The following is an 18,537-nucleotide window of genomic DNA, read 5'->3' as shown; positions in this document are numbered from 1 at the left end:
GTGACTGTTTCTTATAATAAATTACTGTGGCTTATAAACTGTAAAAACTGATTGTTAAAAACTGGCAGTTATATACTGACGGTTAATTTTAAGCTTGCCACTCACGGCGCAAATGATAATCGCGGCGGAGCTGATCAAAATCTGTGCCACTCACTTGACCATTGCTAACTTTTTTGCGCAATAACTGGTCATCTTGCATGATGTCATAAAATTTAATCAGTCTGTCTGGGTTACTCTTCAGCTCAGACCACTGATACATATTCACTGGTAGCAGCTGATGCATCGATAGCGTTGGGGTCACATTGAACTGCTCACATAAAGCATCATAAATCATCTGCGTACCGCGCAGCTTACCTTCTAAGGTATATCCTGCGATATGCGGTGTGGCTATTGTTAATTTCGATAATAATTGATCAGTAATTTGCGGTTCATGCTCAAAGACATCGAGCACCACTTGCCGTGCGGTTTGGTCGATATTAGCCTCAAGTGCTGCCGCATCAATAACCGGACCACGTGCACTATTAATTAATATCGTATCTGCTGGCATTGCCGCTAATGCTGCGCTATCAATCAAATGCTGGGTTGGATAGGCGCTGCTATTCATACCTTCTGCATGCGTTAACGGCACATGCAAACTGATGGCATGACTTTGGCGAATCACCTCATCAAAACTAGCATTATTAAATTTTGATTCTGGCAATAACGGATCATAGCCCAGCACTTGCCAGCCCAAATCCGCCGCGTATTGCGCCAGTGTACTACCAATATTACCCAGCCCAATAATGCCTAACACGAGTGGTTGGCTCAAAGGCTGCTGCCAATAGTGCGGACGCAAGGTTAAAATAGCGGTCAGCACATATTGCGCAACCGAATGCTTACTGCAACCCGCCGCATTAGCAAAGGTAATATTGCGCTCAGCCAAATAATCTTGATCGACATGATCGGTGCCAATGGTCGCTGAACCCACAAATTTAACACTGTGGTTGTCGGCAAGTAATGCCCCATTAACAGGCGTCACTGAACGTATTAATAACACGTCTGTCTGCACATCAGCGAGCAGCTCTGCCGTAATCTCACGCCCTGCTACGGTAATAATATCGACCGTTTGTGCATATTCAGTACCGAGGGTATCCACGTTAAAAAAATCATTCAGACTGGCAATATTGCTATCGGCGATAATAGTCAGCGCGCGCGCACTTGGCACATCTATACCATTCGTATTGGTAAGTGTATTAGCAGTAAAGGTACTGATATTTATATTAGGCATGGTGTAGTGCCTCCATTATTAGAAGGTTCTTATTGATAAAGTGTCATAAGCATCATAGGTGATAACAAAGGTTGTGCAAGTAATTTTACTTAACAATACACTTATGGTTAAGCATAAGTTTTTAAGCATTATTATGTTGAGCAGATTATTTTGATAATAACTATTTACTGTCTTTTATAGGCTCACTCTCTACATCATCACCCGACATTTGAGCTTGGTTGTCCATTAACAGCACTTCTTTCGGTGCAAACATCTCATTTTTATGTTGCGATATCCACTCGCGCCAGACCGCAAGTCCGATTGCCAATACCACAGGACCGATAAATAAGCCGACAAAACCAAATGCAGTTAGACCGCCTAGCACTCCGATAAAAATAATGATAAATGGAATTTTAGTTGCGCCGCTAATCACAATCGGACGAATCAAGTTATCAACCCAACTGATGACTAGAATGCCCCACAGTGCCAGCCCAATCCCTTCAGCATTATAGCCTTGACTCAGCAGCCAAACCGATACCGCACCCCAAGCAAATGGCGTTCCAAAAGGAATCAGCGCAATCACAAAGGTAACAAGGGTCAGTAAAATAGGACTTGGTGCACCAGCAAAATAATATCCAACACCAGCTAGCACAGCCTGCGCCAATGCCGTCAGCCCAATGCCATACACTACTGCCCGCGTTGTACTACCTACAGAATCAATATAACCATCGATTCGATTACCGATAATATTACGTAACGCTTGGCGAATTTGGCGAATCAAACTGGTGCCATCACGATAAAAGAAAAACAGCGTCATTAGTGCCATACCGAGCTTGGCAAGGCTACTAAATACCACATCCAGCGCAACTTTACCATAGTATAGATGCGACTGAATCCAAGTCTGAAAGGCACTCAAAGTACCAGCAGGATCTTTATTAATTTTCCACAAAATATCTTTGATTTGTTGACCAATAATGGGCAAGTCTTTTAGCGAATCTGGCACATCAACATAGCCAACTTTAACCCGATAAATAAAATTGGTAATCAGGGTCATCGCTTCTTGCTGCAGGATAAATAAGCCAATCACTAACGGCACGCCAATGATTAGCGAGATACTGACGGTCATAATCGCCGCACTAAAACCAGAGCTGAACCTAACTTTTTCATTAAAAAACTTGTAAATCGGAAACGTTACATACGCTAAAATCGCCGCCCACAATGCCGGTACGATAAAAAACTGTACCACCTGAAAACACAGGATAAACAATACGACTAACAACGTAATCGCCAGCAAACGCTGAATAATGAACTCTTTGGTCCAGTTTTCCATCATAGTGTATTAATTAATCAGAGATAGCAGAAACAAAGGCGTCCGTGCTATAAAATTTAAAGGAAAGACAACGCTATATATCGCGCCGTACCGAATAGCTCTACTAAATAAAAGCAACGGATAAAATAAGGGCGCTAAATATAAACATGCCAGCGAACTGATACCAAGACAATGGTCAACCGTTATTATGCAATAACCTACTTCAAATAAATAATACTATGTTGTAATTTTTACTTACAATTTATTTCAGCATCAATTCTCCATGGAGGTGATAACTGATTAACGTTCATTGTGAAGCATGCTTATTGGTTTTTAGATTTCATTAGACTATTAAGCGTAGGAAAACGTTGCAGCGTTCTCGTTGGTAGAAAAATTGATGGTATACTAACGGGATTATTATGCATGTTTAAAGCATGCTTACAGACTATTAGCCTGATTATAGGCATCGTTAAAGCCAGGTTTTGGGCGTTGCGTTGTGGCGCCATATTGTCGCCCCCACACGGCTGGCTTTATTAGCAAGTTGTTGTCTTTATTAGTAGCTGATATGCGTTACCGATATAGATTGCTGATAGGTTTGCTCTAATTTATTAATCATGAACACAATTTAACAATTACCATTTGATAACCTACTTTTAATAACCATTTTTTAATAACCTGCTTAGACGTTACTTACCATGCATAGTCATGGGTCACGCTAAGCCAAACATTATTCTCCCCAATTTGAACGATATATTGATAGGAACAATAACAATGTCAAAAGACAATAATGCCACTAACCTAACCGTAAAACCTGTGGCGAATAACAATGTAGTATCGCCGGATAGCATCACCTTTGCGTTGGCTCAATCCCATTTTTTGGTGGGTGACATCAGTGCTAACGTTGAAAAAATGCGCACCCTTGCCTTAGAAGCACGCGAACAAGGCGCGGATGTGATTGTATTCCCAGAACTTGCGCTACTCGGTTATCCGCCCCAAGATTTACTACTACGCCCAAGCTTATCCGGTCGTATCAAAAGCGCGCTGTCTTCATTGAGTGATATTAATGATATTGTGATGATTATCGGCTATCCGCACGTCGACCACCATGGCACGTTTAACTCTGCTGCCATTTTACATAATGGTCATCAAAAAGGCTTTTATCACAAACAGTATTTGCCAAATTATGGCGTATTTGATGAGCGTCGCTACTTTGATAAAGGTCGTAATCAAGTCTTGTTTGACTATAAAGGTATTACCATTGGTTTGCTGATTTGTGAAGACTTATGGGAAAAAAACCTTATTGCTGAACTCAAGCAAGAAGGCGCTGAGCTGATTGTGTGCTTAAATGCATCACCGTTTGAGGTCAAAAAACAAGAGACACGTAAAACGATGTTGGCAAAACGCAGTCGCGATCATAAGCTGCCAATTATTTATGTCAATGCGGTTGGTGGTCAAGACGATTTGGTGTTTGATGGCGGCTCAATGGCAGTCCAAGCAGACGGTAGCGTCGCACACGAAGCAGCGCGCTTTATGAATCAGCTGATGTTTGCCAGTTTAAACGTCAATACTTTTACTTTTAACACGCAAACCAAAGCGCCATTAACCTTAAGCCGTGAGTCAGAGATTTATCAAGCTCTAGTCGTTGGTTTACGTGATTACGTGAATTACTCAGGATTTACCGGTGTCATTCTCGGGCTATCAGGTGGTATTGATTCTGCCTTAACCTTATGTATTGCAGTCGATGCGCTGGGCGCTGACAAAGTATATGCGGTAATGATGCCGTACGAATACACTTCAAAAATTAGCTTAGAAGACGCGCAAGCACAAGCTCGCCGCCTGAATGTATCTTACACGGTCTGCCCGATTTTTGATGCCGTTGAAGGGATCCGCCATACTTTAGCGCCTTTATTTAACAAGTCGCCTGCGGACACTACCGAAGAGAATATTCAAGCGCGCGCACGCGGTGTGATTTTAATGGCATTATCTAATAAATTTGGACATTTAGTACTAACTACCGGCAATAAGTCTGAGCTGGCAGTGGGCTACTCGACCCTTTATGGCGATATGGCAGGCGGATTTGATGTCTTAAAAGACGTTTATAAAACCCAAGTTTATGATTTAGCCAATTATCGCAACCGCTTAGAGGACACGCCTGTTATCCCTGAACGCGTCATCACCCGTCCGCCTTCGGCTGAGCTACGCGCTGAGCAAACCGACCAAGACAGCTTGCCAGATTACAATGTGCTCGACGGTATACTGACCCTTTATGTCGATGAAGACTTGGGCTATAAAGATATTGTTGACAAGGGCTTTGATGCCGATATGGTCGCCAAAATCATCACTATGGTGGATAATAGCGAATATAAACGTCGCCAAGCACCTATTGGTACTAAAGTTAGCCAAAAAGCCTTTGGTCGTGAACGCCGTTATCCATTGGTGAATAAATGGACACTAAAAGGCTAATCTTACCTTAACGGCTTCATCACCTTATTAACGGTGTTGAAGCCGTGTGAGACATATTGTTTATAATATTCAATCATTAGCTGGGTGCTTGCCCAGCTTTTTTAGGTTTAAAATATGAGATATTTTCTAAGAAACCTTATATTCAATTTATTTTTTAATATACTTTAATGAACCACTACTCTTTACCCCATTTAACTTCCTATTTCCCATTTACTTTCCCAATGTTGACGGTCATTTTGATCAGTTTTTATCCGAGTATGTCATGAGTTTGCTAACTGCCAGTCTGTTTATTTTTATATTAATTGCGCTCAGCGCCCTTGTCTCCAGCTCTGAACTGGCACTGGCGTCCTCCCGTAAAATCAAGCTACAAGTCATGGCAAAAGAGGGAGACGTGCGCGCCTTAGATGTGCTCAATGTGCAAGAGCAACCTGGCAGCTTTATTACTGTGGTACAAGTGGCGCTCAATGCGGTAGCTATTTTAGCCGGTGTCATCGGCGAGTCAGCGGTCAGCCCCTATTTGGAACGCTTGTTTGGCAACGAGACAGTAGGCTCAGTCCTCTCTTTTATTTTAGTGACCAGCGTTTTTGTACTATTTGCGGATTTGATGCCCAAGCGCTTGGCAATGTCTAATGCTGAACCTATTGCGGTCAAAATGGTTCGCCCGATGATGTTTTTAATTTTTATTTTTAAGCCTATTATTTGGGTGTTTGATGGCGCGGCAAACGCTTTCTTTAAGCTGCTTGGCGTATCAACTGTTCGCCAAGACGACATGACCTCAGAGGACATCTACGCCATGATGGATGCCGGCGCAGAGGCAGGCGTTCTGAAAAAACATGAGCACCATCTAATTGAAAATATTTTTGAGATGCAAGAGCGCACCGTGACTTCAGTAATGAATCCGCGCGAGCATATTGTTTATTTTGATACTCAAACCCCCACCGAACACGTGGTTTCGGTAATGATTAAGCAGCCGCATAATAAATTTTTGGTCTGTCATGATGATGACCTAGAACATATTATTGGTTATGTCGAATCGCGCAGCTTTTTGGCGTCAGTACTTGAACAGCAAGAAGTGGGCTTGACTGATAAATCATTATTAAAACCAGCGTTATTTATTCCTGATACTTTATCGCTGTTTGAAGTATTAGAAACCTTTAAATCCACGGGCGCAGATTTTGCCGTGATCGTGAATGAATATGCGTTGGTCGTTGGCGTCATTACCCTAAAAGATGTAATGAGCATCGTGATGGGCGAGCTTGTGACTTTGGAGGAGCAGCCAATTGTGCAACGTACAGATAATTCGTGGCTGATTGATGGGATGACCCCGATCGAAGATGTTATCCGTGCGTTGGGTATGGTCAATCTGCCGCACAGTGAAAACTATGAAACTATCAGTGGCTTTATGATGTTTATGCTACGTAAAATTCCAAAGAAAACCGACAGTATCAAATATGCCGGCTATCATTTTGAAATTTTGGCGACCGATAATCTTAAAATCAATCAGCTGCTGGTCACTAAGTTTGATATTGAGTAATCTGATATTGAACAATAAAAGGGCTAAAGGCTAATGTTTGTGGAAAAGGATTAGGAGCGTATTTCACTAATCTTTTAACGACTCTTCTTGCATTGCCTTTCTGTATACTCCTTCCCTATTTAAACCCTTCTCCTTTAATCCCGCGCACCAAATATCGCCGTACCAACGCGCACCATGGTCGAGCCATGAGCAATGGCATCCGTCATATCGTCACTCATGCCCATGCTTAGTGTATCCCATGCGCTCAGTTCTGGATGCTGCTCCTTAATACTAGCAAAAAGTTGCTGGGTACGCATAAAGGCATCGGTATTTTCCTTCGCCGGAATAATCATTAAACCGCGCAGTTGCAAGCGCTCATAGTTTTTAATAGTGCCAATAAGGGCAGATAACTCATCAGGTTGACAGCCAGATTTGCTGTCCTCTGCATCAATATTAACTTGAATCAGCACATTTAGCGGTGCCATGACTAATGGACGCTGCTCATTTAAACGCTTGGCAATAATGTCACGCTCAACGGTTTGCACCCAATCAAAATACTCAGCAATATCCCGGGTTTTATTACGCTGAATACTGCCAATGTAATGCCACACAATCTCCGCACAATCTTCATCATCTTTTAATAAAGCAATTTTCTCAATCGCTTCTTGCAGATAATTTTCCCCAAAATCACGCTGACCTTGTTTTGCAAGGGCTGCTACCATGGCAGCTGGCTTGGTCTTTGAGACTGCCAGTAGAGTAACTTTTTCAGCATCTGCATGACCTGCTTGCGTACACGCCTGTGCTACTTGCTGACTTACTGTATTCCAGTTAGTGATTAAATGTTCAGTATCCATAAATTACTCATTATTGTTGTAAGTTAAAAAAGGAGTGGAAAAGTAGATTTGCTGATAAAGGTGATAAAAAATACAGGTAGTATGTTTATAAATTTATCCTTACCCTCTATCAAATAATCGACTATTCAAAAAGCAAAATAATAAGTCGATTATAACATTAGCAAAGATACCGTAAATTTATAAGCTTTTTTTACTTTTAATCGTCGGTGTTGATGGTGAAATATAGAAAGTATTGTTATTATATTGTTACAATATTTATCTTTATTGTTTACCAACAGATTTTATTGCATCACCATAAGAAGTTATCTCTTATTTAATCATTTTCTTAGTTTTTACTTACTATCGTGTTTACTATGCATTTTTTCTCTACTATCCGCCTATTCACCGCTAGGAATACTCTACTATGAGCGAAAAAAATAGTTTAAATATTGAAGATTTGCTGCGCTTTACCGTTAAACATAAGGCATCAGATTTGCATATCTCTGCCGGTATGCCTGCTATGATTCGGGTTGATGGCGAGATGACCCGTATTAACATGCCTGCAATGACCCATCAGGTGGTGCACCGACTTATTTACGACATTATGAACGATAAGCAGCGCGCTGACCTCGAAGAATTTCTGGAAACGGATTTCTCTTTCGAGATTCCAGGATTGGCACGCTTCCGGGTAAATGCCTTTAATCAAAATCGTGGTGCTGGTGCGGTCTTTCGTATCATTCCTTCCAAAGTGTTGACTATGGAAGATTTAGGGATGGGCGAAGTTTTCAAGCGCGTATCAGACTTTAAGCGTGGCGTAGTGCTGGTCACTGGTCCTACAGGATCAGGGAAATCAACGACGTTAGCGGCAATGATTGACTATATTAACGAGACTCGAAAAGAGCATATTTTAACCATTGAAGACCCTATTGAATTTGTGCATGAATCTAAAAAAAGCCTAATTAATCAGCGCGAAGTACATCGCGATACTTTGGGTTTTGAGCCAGCGTTACGCTCAGCATTGCGTGAAGATCCAGATGTAATTTTGGTCGGCGAACTACGAGACCTTGAGACTATTCGCTTAGCATTAACTGCTGCTGAAACAGGTCACTTAGTTTTTGGCACCTTGCACACCAGCTCAGCTGCCAAAACCATTGATCGGGTAATTGACGTGTTCCCTGCGGCTGAAAAAGATATGATTCGCGCTATGGTATCAGAATCGTTACAAGCGGTCATCTCACAAACCTTATTAAAACGGCAAACCGGTGGTCGAGTGGCGGCGCATGAAATCATGCTCGGCACACCTGCAATTCGTAACTTGATTCGAGAAAATAAAATTGCCCAAATGTATTCTTCTATTCAAACTGGCGCAGGCGATGGGATGATTACCCTCGATCAAACCCTCAAAAACTTGGTAGCAAAAGGTACGATAAGTAAAGAAGTCGCGCGCCCTTATGCCAAACAACCTGAAGCCTTTATGTAAGATAAATGCATCAATAGTTAGCTATTTTCGACCTGCTTTTGTATTTTTCTGCAAATATTTATCACCTTTATTAACAAATGCGCTATTACCGTGGATATCTTATGGATTTCGATAAACTGCTTCAATTGATGATTCAAAATAACGGTTCTGACTTATTCATTACCGCGGACGTCGCACCTTCGATGAAGATAAATGGCAGCATTCGTCCAGTGGGTAAAACACCACTGACGCCCGAAAATACGCTGGCTTTGGTTCACAGTGTGATGAGCAAAAACCAGCAGAAGGAGTTTGCAGAGACCAATGAGTGCCAATTTGCTATCACAGATGCTGCACAGCAAGCACGCTTTCGCGTTAGCGCATTTATGCAGCGCGATATGGCAGGAATGATTTTACGAAAAATCGAAAATAAAATCCCGACTGTTGAAGAGTTACGCCTACCCTCTTCGCTAAAAGCACTGGCTTTAAAAAAGCGTGGTATTATTTTATTGGTTGGCGCAACCGGTACAGGCAAATCAACTACCCTTGCCGCTATGGTTGGTTACCGCAATCAAAACTCACAAGGTCATATTATCACCATCGAAGATCCTATTGAGTTTGTGCATCAGCATCAAGGTTGTATCATCACTCAGCGTGAAGTCGGTATCGATACCTTAACCTTTGAGGCAGGTTTAAAAAACACCTTGCGCCAAGCACCCGACGTTATCCTAATTGGCGAGATTCGCAATCGTGAAGTTATGAGTTATGCGATTCAATATGCTGAAACCGGACACTTGGTCTTTGCTACTTTGCACGCCAATAATGCCAACCAAGCCATTGATCGTATCATTCACTTTTTTGAATCAGATCGACATAATCAATTATTTATGGATTTATCCCTAAACCTCCAGGCGATTATTGCTCAGCAGCTGATTCCCACACCTGATGGCAAAAGTCGCCGTGCCGCCATTGAGATTTTATTAAACTCGCAGCTTATCAGCGACTATATTCGTAAAGGTGAGGTGCACGAAATTAAAGACGTCATGACCCGCTCTCGCGATAGTGGCATGCAAACCTTTGATCAGGCGCTGTTTGATTTATATGAAAATGGCGAGATTACCTATAATGATGCTATCAATCATGCCGACTCGCCTAATGACTTACGCTTAAAAATTAAGCTGAGCAGTAAAAACAGTCAGCAAAACCTTAATGAAGGCTCGAACCATCTGTCATTGGATATTACTTAGCAAGTCATAATCATTCATAATGTTACGGCATAAAAAAACAGCGCTGATTATAAGCGCTGTTTTTCATTTATAACAATTACTAGTGACAGAGAAAAAGTTACCAGTCACACTTTACTAGCCATGATAGATAATAGAGTCTTACTTCGCACTGTCTCTACAGTCTTGATTATTACAAATACCGTATAGCACTAGCGAATGTCCTGATAGTTTAAAGCCATGTTCTGCAGCAACTTTCAACTGCTCACTCTCGATAATATCATTATGGAACTCAATAATAGAGCCGCACACATCACAGACTAAATGGTCATGATGCTTGGCTTGAGCAATCTCAAATACCGACAAATTATTTTCAAAATTATGACGCTCAACGATGCCCGCTTGTTCAAATTGAGTCAGTACCCGATAAACAGTGGCTAGACCGACGTCTTCTCCTTGTTCAATCAGTGCTTTATACACCTCTTCTGCGCTCATATGATGCAGTTCCGCACTTTCAAGCAACTCTAAAATTTTGATACGTGGCAGAGTGACTTTGAGTCCTGCTTTACGTAAATCTTGATTGGTAATAGAAGCCATAATATATCCTTTGACTATAAAAGTCTTAGCAAATAAAAGTAAATAAGAGTTCATTAATACAAGCGTTAAAGAGGCTATGACGAGCCATTTGCTATAATAATAAGAGGTTCATAGAAATAACGGCATATAATAGCTTATCATTATTTCACCACATTGGGGTAAGTGCATGAATTCGCACCATAAACATAGAATTATAGCCAATAGGATGCGGTAAATAATGTCGTAAGTGGTAGGCAATTGCAAGTAAATGACGTATCATTTATCAGTGATTGCCGGTAAGACTTGCATTCGCTGCACTTAGCCGCGCCTAACCCATTTCTTATGAGTCATCTTACCATGATAAAGCCGTTAATTTTTCGTACCCCAAATACCACTTATAGCCCATTCCGCAAGCTAACCATGAGCGCTATACTTGGTATGGCAGTTGCCATGTCAGGTTGTTCCATGCTGAGTGTCTATAAAATTGACTTACCGCAAGGGACACCGATTACCCAAACTGATGCCCAAAAGCTAAAAGTCGGCATGAATCAGAATCAAGTGCTGTATATCCTTGGTAGTCCTGCCATTAAAGATACGTTAGCACCCAATCGTTGGGACTATATTTACGACTATAAAGCAGGTACAGAAGGACGCCGAAAAGGGATTGCTGATGTAAAAAATGCTAGCCAGCATTTGGTTATTTACTTTGATGCAAACGGCATTGTCACACGCATTGAAGGGATTGAAACCCTGCCTACTGCTTAGTCAATAATAGTTATAAAAGCTGCTGTATTAAAGATAGCCATTTGAGATGACAATTTAAAAAATGGTAATCTTTAAGCTGGCAATAAAAAAGTGACACCACTCAGGATGTCACTTTTTTTACGTCTGTATTACCGTTACAAACTATTGATTGTATTTGATTTTTTGGGTACTTTTATTCTTACGCTGAGACATAGGATCAGCGCTTAAGCTCCGATACACTTCAATACGATCTAGCGGCTGGAGTACATAGCTAAGCGGCTGCTTCTGTGCATAAATGCCCACATGCCAACGCTTGGCGTTCGGTGTCTCTAGCTGCACCACCTGTTCACACCAAATTGCCAACTGTGGAAACTTAATTAGCCACTCTGCCTTCGCCAATGCTTCGTATAAAGTCATACCCGCCACAACTTGCAAGCTTTGATAATGTTGGTGCTCGGCAGTTTCTGCATATGCCAAATGAACCTTTATTAGCTCAGCCACTGCATCACCCAACCTATCAGTGCCAATATCAATGCTAACGGTACTACCAAACGAATGGTAATACGCCATAAGTTGTAAAAGCCTTCATTACCAAAGTTTAATGACTTGCGCAAATGACTGATTTTCATTCGCCAGCCTGCAAAAATGGATAATAACAATACCGCGATGCTACTGATAATTACCAACACCCCAACCAGCCAGGTAGTCGGTATTGCTATCACCAGCACCAAACCTATCACTAAGGTGATTAGCAAACTCAGCAGTAACCCAAACTTATGCGCCAATTGCTGAGCACTGTAATGCAATAAGTAGCTGGCGACAAACAACACCCCAACCCAATATAACAGCTGACCGATAGGTGGCAAGACTACACCACTACTTAATAATGCAATCATCCCAACTACCAGCTGCAATATCCAAATCGGTAATACTAATTTGGTCGCACGATAATTGCTAAGCTCGGTATTCTTTGCCGCGCGCACACTGCTAGCATCATGCTGACTATCATCGACTGCTGTCACGGTTTGTTTGGTCACCAAATGCTGACCAAACCAATATAATCCTGTACCCGCGCCAACGCTGACCAATGCCAGTGCTACTGCACGCGCCCACTCACTTAAACTGATACTTGTCATTGCAAAACTAATCTGAGGAAAGCCACCAACAACGCCCATAATCAGACCTATCACCATCAGCCCTAAGCCTATAGGTAACGGTGCAACCGCAAGCAAGCTGAGCAACACTGTAATAACCATCAGACCTGCTGCCAGTGCAAAGCTTGGAATAGCAGGCGCACTGTCTAAAGCCGTCAGCGCTGACAATATGCCGTCACTGGCACCTGAGATGACTAGTGCTGCAATCACAATAGAGACGAGCGCTGCCAACCAGCCAAAACTGCGCCACAATGGACTGGCATCTGCCTCACGTGTCAATTTCTGCATACCAGCGACAGGCGCTTCAGTACTGCGATAAGCCAGCGCTATCTCGGCATAAATAACCGGTAGTGATACCAACACCATCGCCAATAACCAAAGCAACCAGAAATCAATCTCACCTATAGACGTCGGCGCAAACCAGCGGAATAATAATAATGGCAGTAAAGCTGCCATAAAATAAGAAGCATAGCGGATCATCATAATCTTAATCCAAACGAACAAAAGTGAATAACAGAAAGTCTAAATTAGGAATAATAAAACAGCAGTAATAAAATATAAAGCTATTGTAAACTATCCTATCTTTGCAGGTTTTCTAAGCAAAACCTGCAAAGATAGGATAGTGAATCGACAACAAAGAATACAGCTGTAAAAAAACCCCGAAATCGGGGTTCTTATCATACAAAATACCAGTCAGTCGTAGGTTTTAAAATACAACATACTCAGCATTTAGAAAATGCTCAGCATTGAAAAATAAGACTTAAAATCAGTTCTTAGTGAATTGCGCTCACATAATCTGACAAGATACGAATATCACGATCTGACAGTCTTGATGCAACCGTTTGCATCATGCCGATTTCGCCTTCTTTAGCGCCATCATTGACACGCTTTTGATCTTCACTGGCAATATCATCTTCACGTCCCGCTGCACGGAATAATTTTAGCTGGGTTGCAATATACTCAGCATGCTGACCGCCTAAGCGCGGGAATGCTGCCCACGTATTACCACCACCATCTGGACCATGACAGCCGGCACAGCCAATAACGCCGCGCTTTTTGTCACCACCCAAGAAGATTTTGCTGGCTTGTTGCGCAGTTGCAGGATTGCCATAACCCACACCCCAAGGTTTTTGACTAGAATAATAGCCTGCAACGTTGGCCAAATCTTGCTGAGATAAGTTGGCAACTTGTGATTGCATGATACCGTTTTTACGATAACCTGCTTTAAAGTTTACCAACTGCTTGTATAGATATTTGACGTTTTGACCACCCAAATTTGGTTGCGCAGGAACGATACTTACCCCATCAACACCGTGACAAGCGGCACAAACCGTTTCAGCGATTTGTTTACCTGCATTAACGTCATATTCAGGAACAGTGATAGCAGCTTGTACGCTGAAACTTGCAACACATAAGCTGGCGGCAGCGATTAACTTTTTCATGGATACAGATCCTACTAACTTGACGGAAGCATTATTTAGAATGATTGTAACTTGGAGAAGATATACGAATAGAATAGCCACAACCTAATATAAGCTACCTCGTTACTATATAAGGTAACCCGTGCAGTTGAGAGCTTTATCACAATCTGCCTGAAAGTACTTACTAACATCAGGGTTTATTTGCGATTATTATAGCAAGACTTTATACAATTTGCCTACTTAATCGTAGCATCTAGAAGTTTTTCTATTTACATTATAATCTAGCCGCTACCTTCAAAAGACAGGATGTATAGAAACTCACTAAGATCAACCCTGTTTACTGACTCATATACTCAATCAGCTGACGATAATCCTCATCTTTACAATCGGCACAGAGTCCGCCTGCTGGCATTTGCATCATACCACTTTTTACCGCATTCACTAATGCAGGCATGCCTTTTTTCTTAATACTATCCCATGCCGCCTTATCTCCTTTTTTAGGTGCATTTAAAGCACCGCTATCGTGACATACAGCGCATGAAGCTTTATAAACACTGGGTGCATCGACCGCAGATGACGGACTTATAAGTGCCATACTTAATACTAAAACTATGATGCTGCTAGAAAACATAGGACGCATAAGAGTAAGAGATGGTTTGAAAAAAGACATAAGATATCTCCTATCGGATGTACTATCTATTGGGTATTTTGCTGGGTGTGTATAATAGGCAGTATAGGCAGTTTTGCTAAGTACCGTCCTTTTATAAACTTTATATAAGGTTCTCTTATCTATAATAACTCATCTCAAACCATACCGTCTGTTGACTTATATGGTACCGATAGATTTATATAAGCAATAACATAATGATTATTGCGATAATTTTTGTTAAGTACTCTTTCAGTTTAATGTTATGCTGTCTTTATTTTTTAATTTTCGCATGTTAATGAGTCAGTTATGAGTACCCCGTTTAAAGATGTCGCCGCTGAGCATGCGGCGTTTAACACCAAAGCCCGTCAACGCATTCAGCAAACTGAGTTTATGACTTCAGCGCCCACCTTTCGCCTATGTCCGGCTGACATTGGTTTTGAAGTGGCATTTGCCGGTCGTTCCAATGCCGGTAAGTCGTCAGCAATTAATGCCTTAACCAATCAGCGACAACTGGCGCGGTCATCTAAAACGCCCGGGCGCACGCAGATGATTAACTTTTTTAGTATTGGCGATACCGATAGACGCTTAGTGGATTTGCCCGGTTATGGATATGCTGCCGTACCACTCGAGATGAAAAAAGAGTGGCAAGTGGAACTAGAAGAATACCTAGTATCACGTTCAAGCCTTGCCGGTTTGGTAATGATGACCGATATTCGTCATCCATTAAAGTTTTTTGATGAGCAAATGCTGCATTGGGCACATGCGGGAAATCTTCCGGTGCATATTTTATTAACCAAAGCAGATAAGCTAAAATATGGCGCATCTAAAAACGCACTGCTCAATACCCGTCAAGCGCTCAAAAAATTGGGCTTAAACTGCACCATTCAGCTTTTTTCAGCACTTAGAAAAGAAGGGCTGGATGAGTTGGCAGGGGTCATGGGCAACTGGTATCGCTATAAGCTGGATGATGATAAAAATGGCGAGCCGGTTCTTGATGAGCAATATGACATTAAAAAACATCATGTCATTGATAGCGAGTCAAATGATAGCGAAACTGAAAGCACTGTGACACAAAATAGTGAGTTGATGCATAGTGAACAATCAAGCTTGTCTCAAGAAAGCGTTGAACCAGTTACTAATGAACAAATAGCTGAATCAAAAGATTCTGAATAAGATTTATTAAGTAAACTTGTAATAAAAAAGGCTTTATCGTTAATACGATAAAGCCTTTTTTTACTCTAAAAACAAAACTATAAACACTAACCGCACAGTAAATTGACTAATTCTTGCGGGGTATCTACCTGATAACTCGGTTGCTCGCCAGCAAGCTCATCACCTACCGCTGTGCCATAATTGACCGCAATACTGGTCATGCCCAACTTATTTGCCATTTGAATATCGTAAATACTGTCACCAATAAATACAGCATTGGCAATGGTCTGTTGGGTGTGCGCCAAAATATCACTGAGCATTTGTGGATGCGGCTTTGAGCCGGACTCATCCGCACAGCGTGTAACGTCAAAATAACGCCCGCTGTTTGAGGCAGCCAGTACTCTATCTAAACCGCGACGTTTTTTACCCGTGGCAACTGCCAACTGTTTGCCTGCATTTTGCAAATTTTGTAGCATGGTTTCAATAGGGCTAAAAAAAGGCGTGCGGTGACTGTTGGCAATATAATACTCACTATAGCTTTTTTCGATTGCCAGTTTTTGCACCGAGTTAGCTGCTGGGTACAATATGTCTATACCGGTTAGCAAACTCAATCCAATGATACCTTTAACAGCTTGGTCTGTGGTCTGAAATCCATGCGCTTCGCCAGCGATATGCATGGATTCAACGATTAAGCCAATCGAATCCATCAAGGTGCCATCCCAATCAAAAATAATCAGCGTTTTATCCATTAAGCTAGAGGTTACAGCTGGAGAAAGGTTTGAATCATTAATGCTTGAGTCGTCAATCTTTAAATCGGCAGAAACAAACAAGGTGCTGTATTGATCGCTTTTTTGCTGACTCATCACTCTACCCTTCTATAAACATTGTAAAACGGACAATGATAACGACTCACTATGCAAGATTGGGAGAGTTCAACTATACCGTTGGCAATTCTGTACCTTCTGGTAGTAAAGCGGCGATATCTTCTGGTAGTGGCGCGATAATCGGCTCGTAACCAGGAATATCTAAGCGCCACGCATGCAAGCACAGACGGTGCACGCCTGACTTGTCATGAACATTATATTTATCATCGCCCAAGATAGCATGACCGATATGTGCCAGATGCACACGGATTTGGTGCGTGCGCCCAGTAAGCGGCTTAGCCTCTATCAAGCTTACCGGTTGGTCCGCTATCGTAAAACGGCTGTGTACGATAATATTAGTCTGACTTTCTTTGGCTTGCTCATCTTGCTTGTCAACCTTGACACGGCGCTCACCACTTGCCAGCGTATAACGTAATAATGGCGCATCGATAGACTGCTCATTTAGCACAGGCTGACCTTTAGCCAGACATAAATAATGCTTTTGAATGGTTCTATCGACCAGATGCTGCTGCAACGCTTTTAGTGAAGAGCGCTTTTTAGAAATCATCAACAGACCTGAAGTGTCTTTATCGATACGGTGAATCAGCTCTAGGTATTTTTTACCTGTCACTTCACGCATCGCTTCAATCACACCAAAATCAAGCCCACTACCACCATGTACTGCAATGCCTGAAGGCTTATTTAGTACTAGCAAACCCTCGTCTTCGTAAACCACTCGCTTTAATAAGCTTTTGGCAAACTCAGTACTGATAATTGGTTTTTCGCGGGTTGCTAATACGACTGGCGCAATACGCACCACATCTTCACGATGCAATCTATCATGGGCTTTACAGCGCTTATTATTCACCCGAATCTCATCCGAGCGAATCATTTTATAAATATGCGGTTTTGGTAGACCTTTTAAACGATTCAGTAAAAAGTTGTCTAAACGTTGGTCATGTTGATGGCGGGTCACTTCAAGATAGTTGACCTTAGCAAAGTTGCTAATCTCATCGTCAGCACTTTGTGGGCGGGTTTTGCTATTAAAAATAGCGGGGGCTTCGGGGGCGTTTGCGTCGTCAGTCATTTTTGAGTTTGTCATTTTTAGGTAGGTATTTACAGAAAGATTTGCTATAGTTTAACATGTTGAGCGCCAATTGCGCATCGGTTACGGCAATATTCGTTATTGTCTTAACCTGCTAGCTGCCATCCTGACTACTCGCTAGTTATGAGGTATTTACTGCTCGCTGCGCGGCTCATCTAAATTTTATGACAATATGCTTGATAATATAAGGCATGGCGTTCATTAAATGGTAGTGATACCATCCATGATCAACATGTTTATCTGAGCCTACTTGCTCAGCGGACACTTGATAACCATACACAATTTACTCAATTAGCGCATGATCACGATTTGCTAGACAAATTTTTTGAGCAGGTGCAGTTGAGCAAGTAATGATAGTTTGACGTTAAGATTTTACTGCTGCCCACTTATTGGCGGTCAAACAGAACATACATTGAAAGAATCATATATAACTGCATTGATCATCCAATGCTCGATTCTGTTTGCCAAGTACGCCCCGCTGAATAACCGCACAGCGATATACTAACTGACGCTAACACTGATACTAGTGATATTAAAACGTGATGTTGAAACGAAACATCAAAAGACAATAGATAAACCTTAATTGCCCATTAGCTAAGCATTTGCCTCAAAATAATTAGATGCTTTTTATATAGATTTACGCCCTATATGATAGCCGATCTGCAACTATGACAGATAATTGCTACCGCCTTGCCAGCATTTGCTGCCACTGCATTAGGTATACATCAAAGACTTGTCATAGTTATAACTGATTATAAATAATATCGTAGCAATAATGATTTATAACTGAAGATAGCCTTACACCCTACTTTACTTATTTTCATAGGATT

General features: G+C 41.7%; 16 protein-coding genes. 6 read left to right on the top strand and 10 right to left on the bottom strand.

The annotated features are described in order from the left end of the window. Nucleotides 1-88: 88 nt before the first annotated feature. Nucleotides 89-1,267 carry a 4-phosphoerythronate dehydrogenase gene (locus tag H2245_RS04300; RefSeq protein ID WP_182406126.1) on the bottom strand — a complete coding sequence of 393 codons (1,179 nt, stop codon included), beginning with the start codon at nt 1,265-1,267 and terminating at the stop codon, nt 89-91. 160 nt (nt 1,268-1,427) lie between these two features. Beyond that, complete coding sequence (locus H2245_RS04295; protein ID WP_182406125.1) at nt 1,428-2,579, bottom strand: AI-2E family transporter; 1,152 nt, start codon at nt 2,577-2,579, stop codon at nt 1,428-1,430. Nucleotides 2,580-3,326: 747 nt separating this feature from the next. Here H2245_RS04295 and H2245_RS04290 point away from each other — a divergent pair. Together H2245_RS04290 and H2245_RS04285 are read left to right on the top strand one after the other, a co-directional pair. Continuing rightward, nucleotides 3,327-5,018 (top strand): NAD+ synthase, encoded by a 1,692-nt coding sequence (locus H2245_RS04290; RefSeq protein ID WP_182406124.1) that lies wholly within the window; start codon nt 3,327-3,329, stop codon nt 5,016-5,018. 262 nt (nt 5,019-5,280) lie between these two features. Beyond that, complete coding sequence (locus H2245_RS04285) at nt 5,281-6,552, top strand: hemolysin family protein (protein ID WP_182406123.1); 1,272 nt, start codon at nt 5,281-5,283, stop codon at nt 6,550-6,552. A 134-nt stretch (nt 6,553-6,686) separates the two neighbouring features. On the opposite strand, the gene H2245_RS04280 is transcribed toward H2245_RS04285, so the two are convergent. Next, nucleotides 6,687-7,385: a YggS family pyridoxal phosphate-dependent enzyme gene (locus H2245_RS04280; protein ID WP_182406122.1), complete on the bottom strand. Its 699-nt coding sequence runs from the start codon at nt 7,383-7,385 to the stop codon at nt 6,687-6,689. A 403-nt stretch (nt 7,386-7,788) separates the two neighbouring features. On the opposite strand from H2245_RS04280, the gene H2245_RS04275 reads away from it, so the two are divergent. Both H2245_RS04275 and H2245_RS04270 read left to right on the top strand, forming a co-directional pair. Further along, nucleotides 7,789-8,844 carry a type IV pilus twitching motility protein PilT gene (locus tag H2245_RS04275; protein WP_182406121.1) on the top strand — a complete coding sequence of 352 codons (1,056 nt, stop codon included), beginning with the start codon at nt 7,789-7,791 and terminating at the stop codon, nt 8,842-8,844. Between the two features lie 101 nt (nt 8,845-8,945). Next, nucleotides 8,946-10,067, top strand: a complete 1,122-nt coding sequence (locus H2245_RS04270; protein WP_182406120.1) for a PilT/PilU family type 4a pilus ATPase — start codon at nt 8,946-8,948, stop codon at nt 10,065-10,067. Nucleotides 10,068-10,205: 138 nt separating this feature from the next. On the opposite strand, the gene fur is transcribed toward H2245_RS04270, so the two are convergent. Further along, on the bottom strand, nt 10,206-10,640 hold the full coding sequence (gene fur, locus H2245_RS04265) for a ferric iron uptake transcriptional regulator (RefSeq protein ID WP_182406119.1): 435 nt from the start codon (nt 10,638-10,640) through the stop codon (nt 10,206-10,208). 321 nt (nt 10,641-10,961) lie between these two features. Between fur and H2245_RS04260 the strand changes: the two genes are divergently transcribed. Beyond that, nucleotides 10,962-11,384, top strand: a complete 423-nt coding sequence (locus tag H2245_RS04260) for an outer membrane protein assembly factor BamE (RefSeq protein ID WP_182406118.1) — start codon at nt 10,962-10,964, stop codon at nt 11,382-11,384. A 141-nt stretch (nt 11,385-11,525) separates the two neighbouring features. Here the strand turns inward: H2245_RS04260 and H2245_RS04255 are convergent, their stop codons facing one another. The 4 genes from H2245_RS04255 to H2245_RS04240 all read right to left on the bottom strand — a co-directional run bounded on the left by H2245_RS04255 (nt 11,526) and on the right by H2245_RS04240 (nt 14,608). Beyond that, a complete protein-coding gene (locus H2245_RS04255) occupies nt 11,526-11,864 on the bottom strand; it encodes an RnfH family protein (protein ID WP_310734116.1) in 339 nt (112 codons plus the stop codon). After that, nucleotides 11,852-13,000 carry a hypothetical protein gene (locus tag H2245_RS04250; protein ID WP_182406116.1) on the bottom strand — a complete coding sequence of 383 codons (1,149 nt, stop codon included), beginning with the start codon at nt 12,998-13,000 and terminating at the stop codon, nt 11,852-11,854. The genes H2245_RS04255 and H2245_RS04250 overlap by 13 nt, the downstream gene beginning before the upstream one ends. A gap of 290 nt (nt 13,001-13,290) precedes the next feature. Then, the gene (locus tag H2245_RS04245; RefSeq protein ID WP_182406115.1) at nt 13,291-13,959 is read right to left on the bottom strand and encodes a cytochrome c; all 669 of its coding nucleotides are present in this window, start codon (nt 13,957-13,959) and stop codon (nt 13,291-13,293) included. A gap of 316 nt (nt 13,960-14,275) precedes the next feature. Further along, nucleotides 14,276-14,608: a cytochrome c5 family protein gene (locus H2245_RS04240; protein ID WP_259365073.1), complete on the bottom strand. Its 333-nt coding sequence runs from the start codon at nt 14,606-14,608 to the stop codon at nt 14,276-14,278. Between the two features lie 285 nt (nt 14,609-14,893). On the opposite strand from H2245_RS04240, the gene yihA reads away from it, so the two are divergent. Continuing rightward, nucleotides 14,894-15,760: a ribosome biogenesis GTP-binding protein YihA/YsxC gene (gene yihA, locus H2245_RS04235; protein ID WP_259365072.1), complete on the top strand. Its 867-nt coding sequence runs from the start codon at nt 14,894-14,896 to the stop codon at nt 15,758-15,760. Nucleotides 15,761-15,846: 86 nt separating this feature from the next. Here the strand turns inward: yihA and H2245_RS04230 are convergent, their stop codons facing one another. Together H2245_RS04230 and H2245_RS04225 are read right to left on the bottom strand one after the other, a co-directional pair. Further along, entirely contained in the window at nt 15,847-16,488 is a 642-nt protein-coding gene (locus tag H2245_RS04230; protein ID WP_182406256.1) for an HAD-IA family hydrolase, read from the bottom strand. Nucleotides 16,489-16,675: 187 nt separating this feature from the next. Next, nucleotides 16,676-17,689, bottom strand: a complete 1,014-nt coding sequence (locus H2245_RS04225; protein WP_182406114.1) for an RluA family pseudouridine synthase — start codon at nt 17,687-17,689, stop codon at nt 16,676-16,678. Nucleotides 17,690-18,537: the final 848 nt, after the last annotated feature.

The organism is Psychrobacter sp. GP33 (assembly GCF_014119005.1).
Lineage (GTDB): Bacteria > Pseudomonadota > Gammaproteobacteria > Pseudomonadales > Moraxellaceae > Psychrobacter.
The sequence above is the reverse complement of the archived record's forward strand: the minus strand, read 5'-3'. Positions and strand labels throughout refer to the sequence as shown.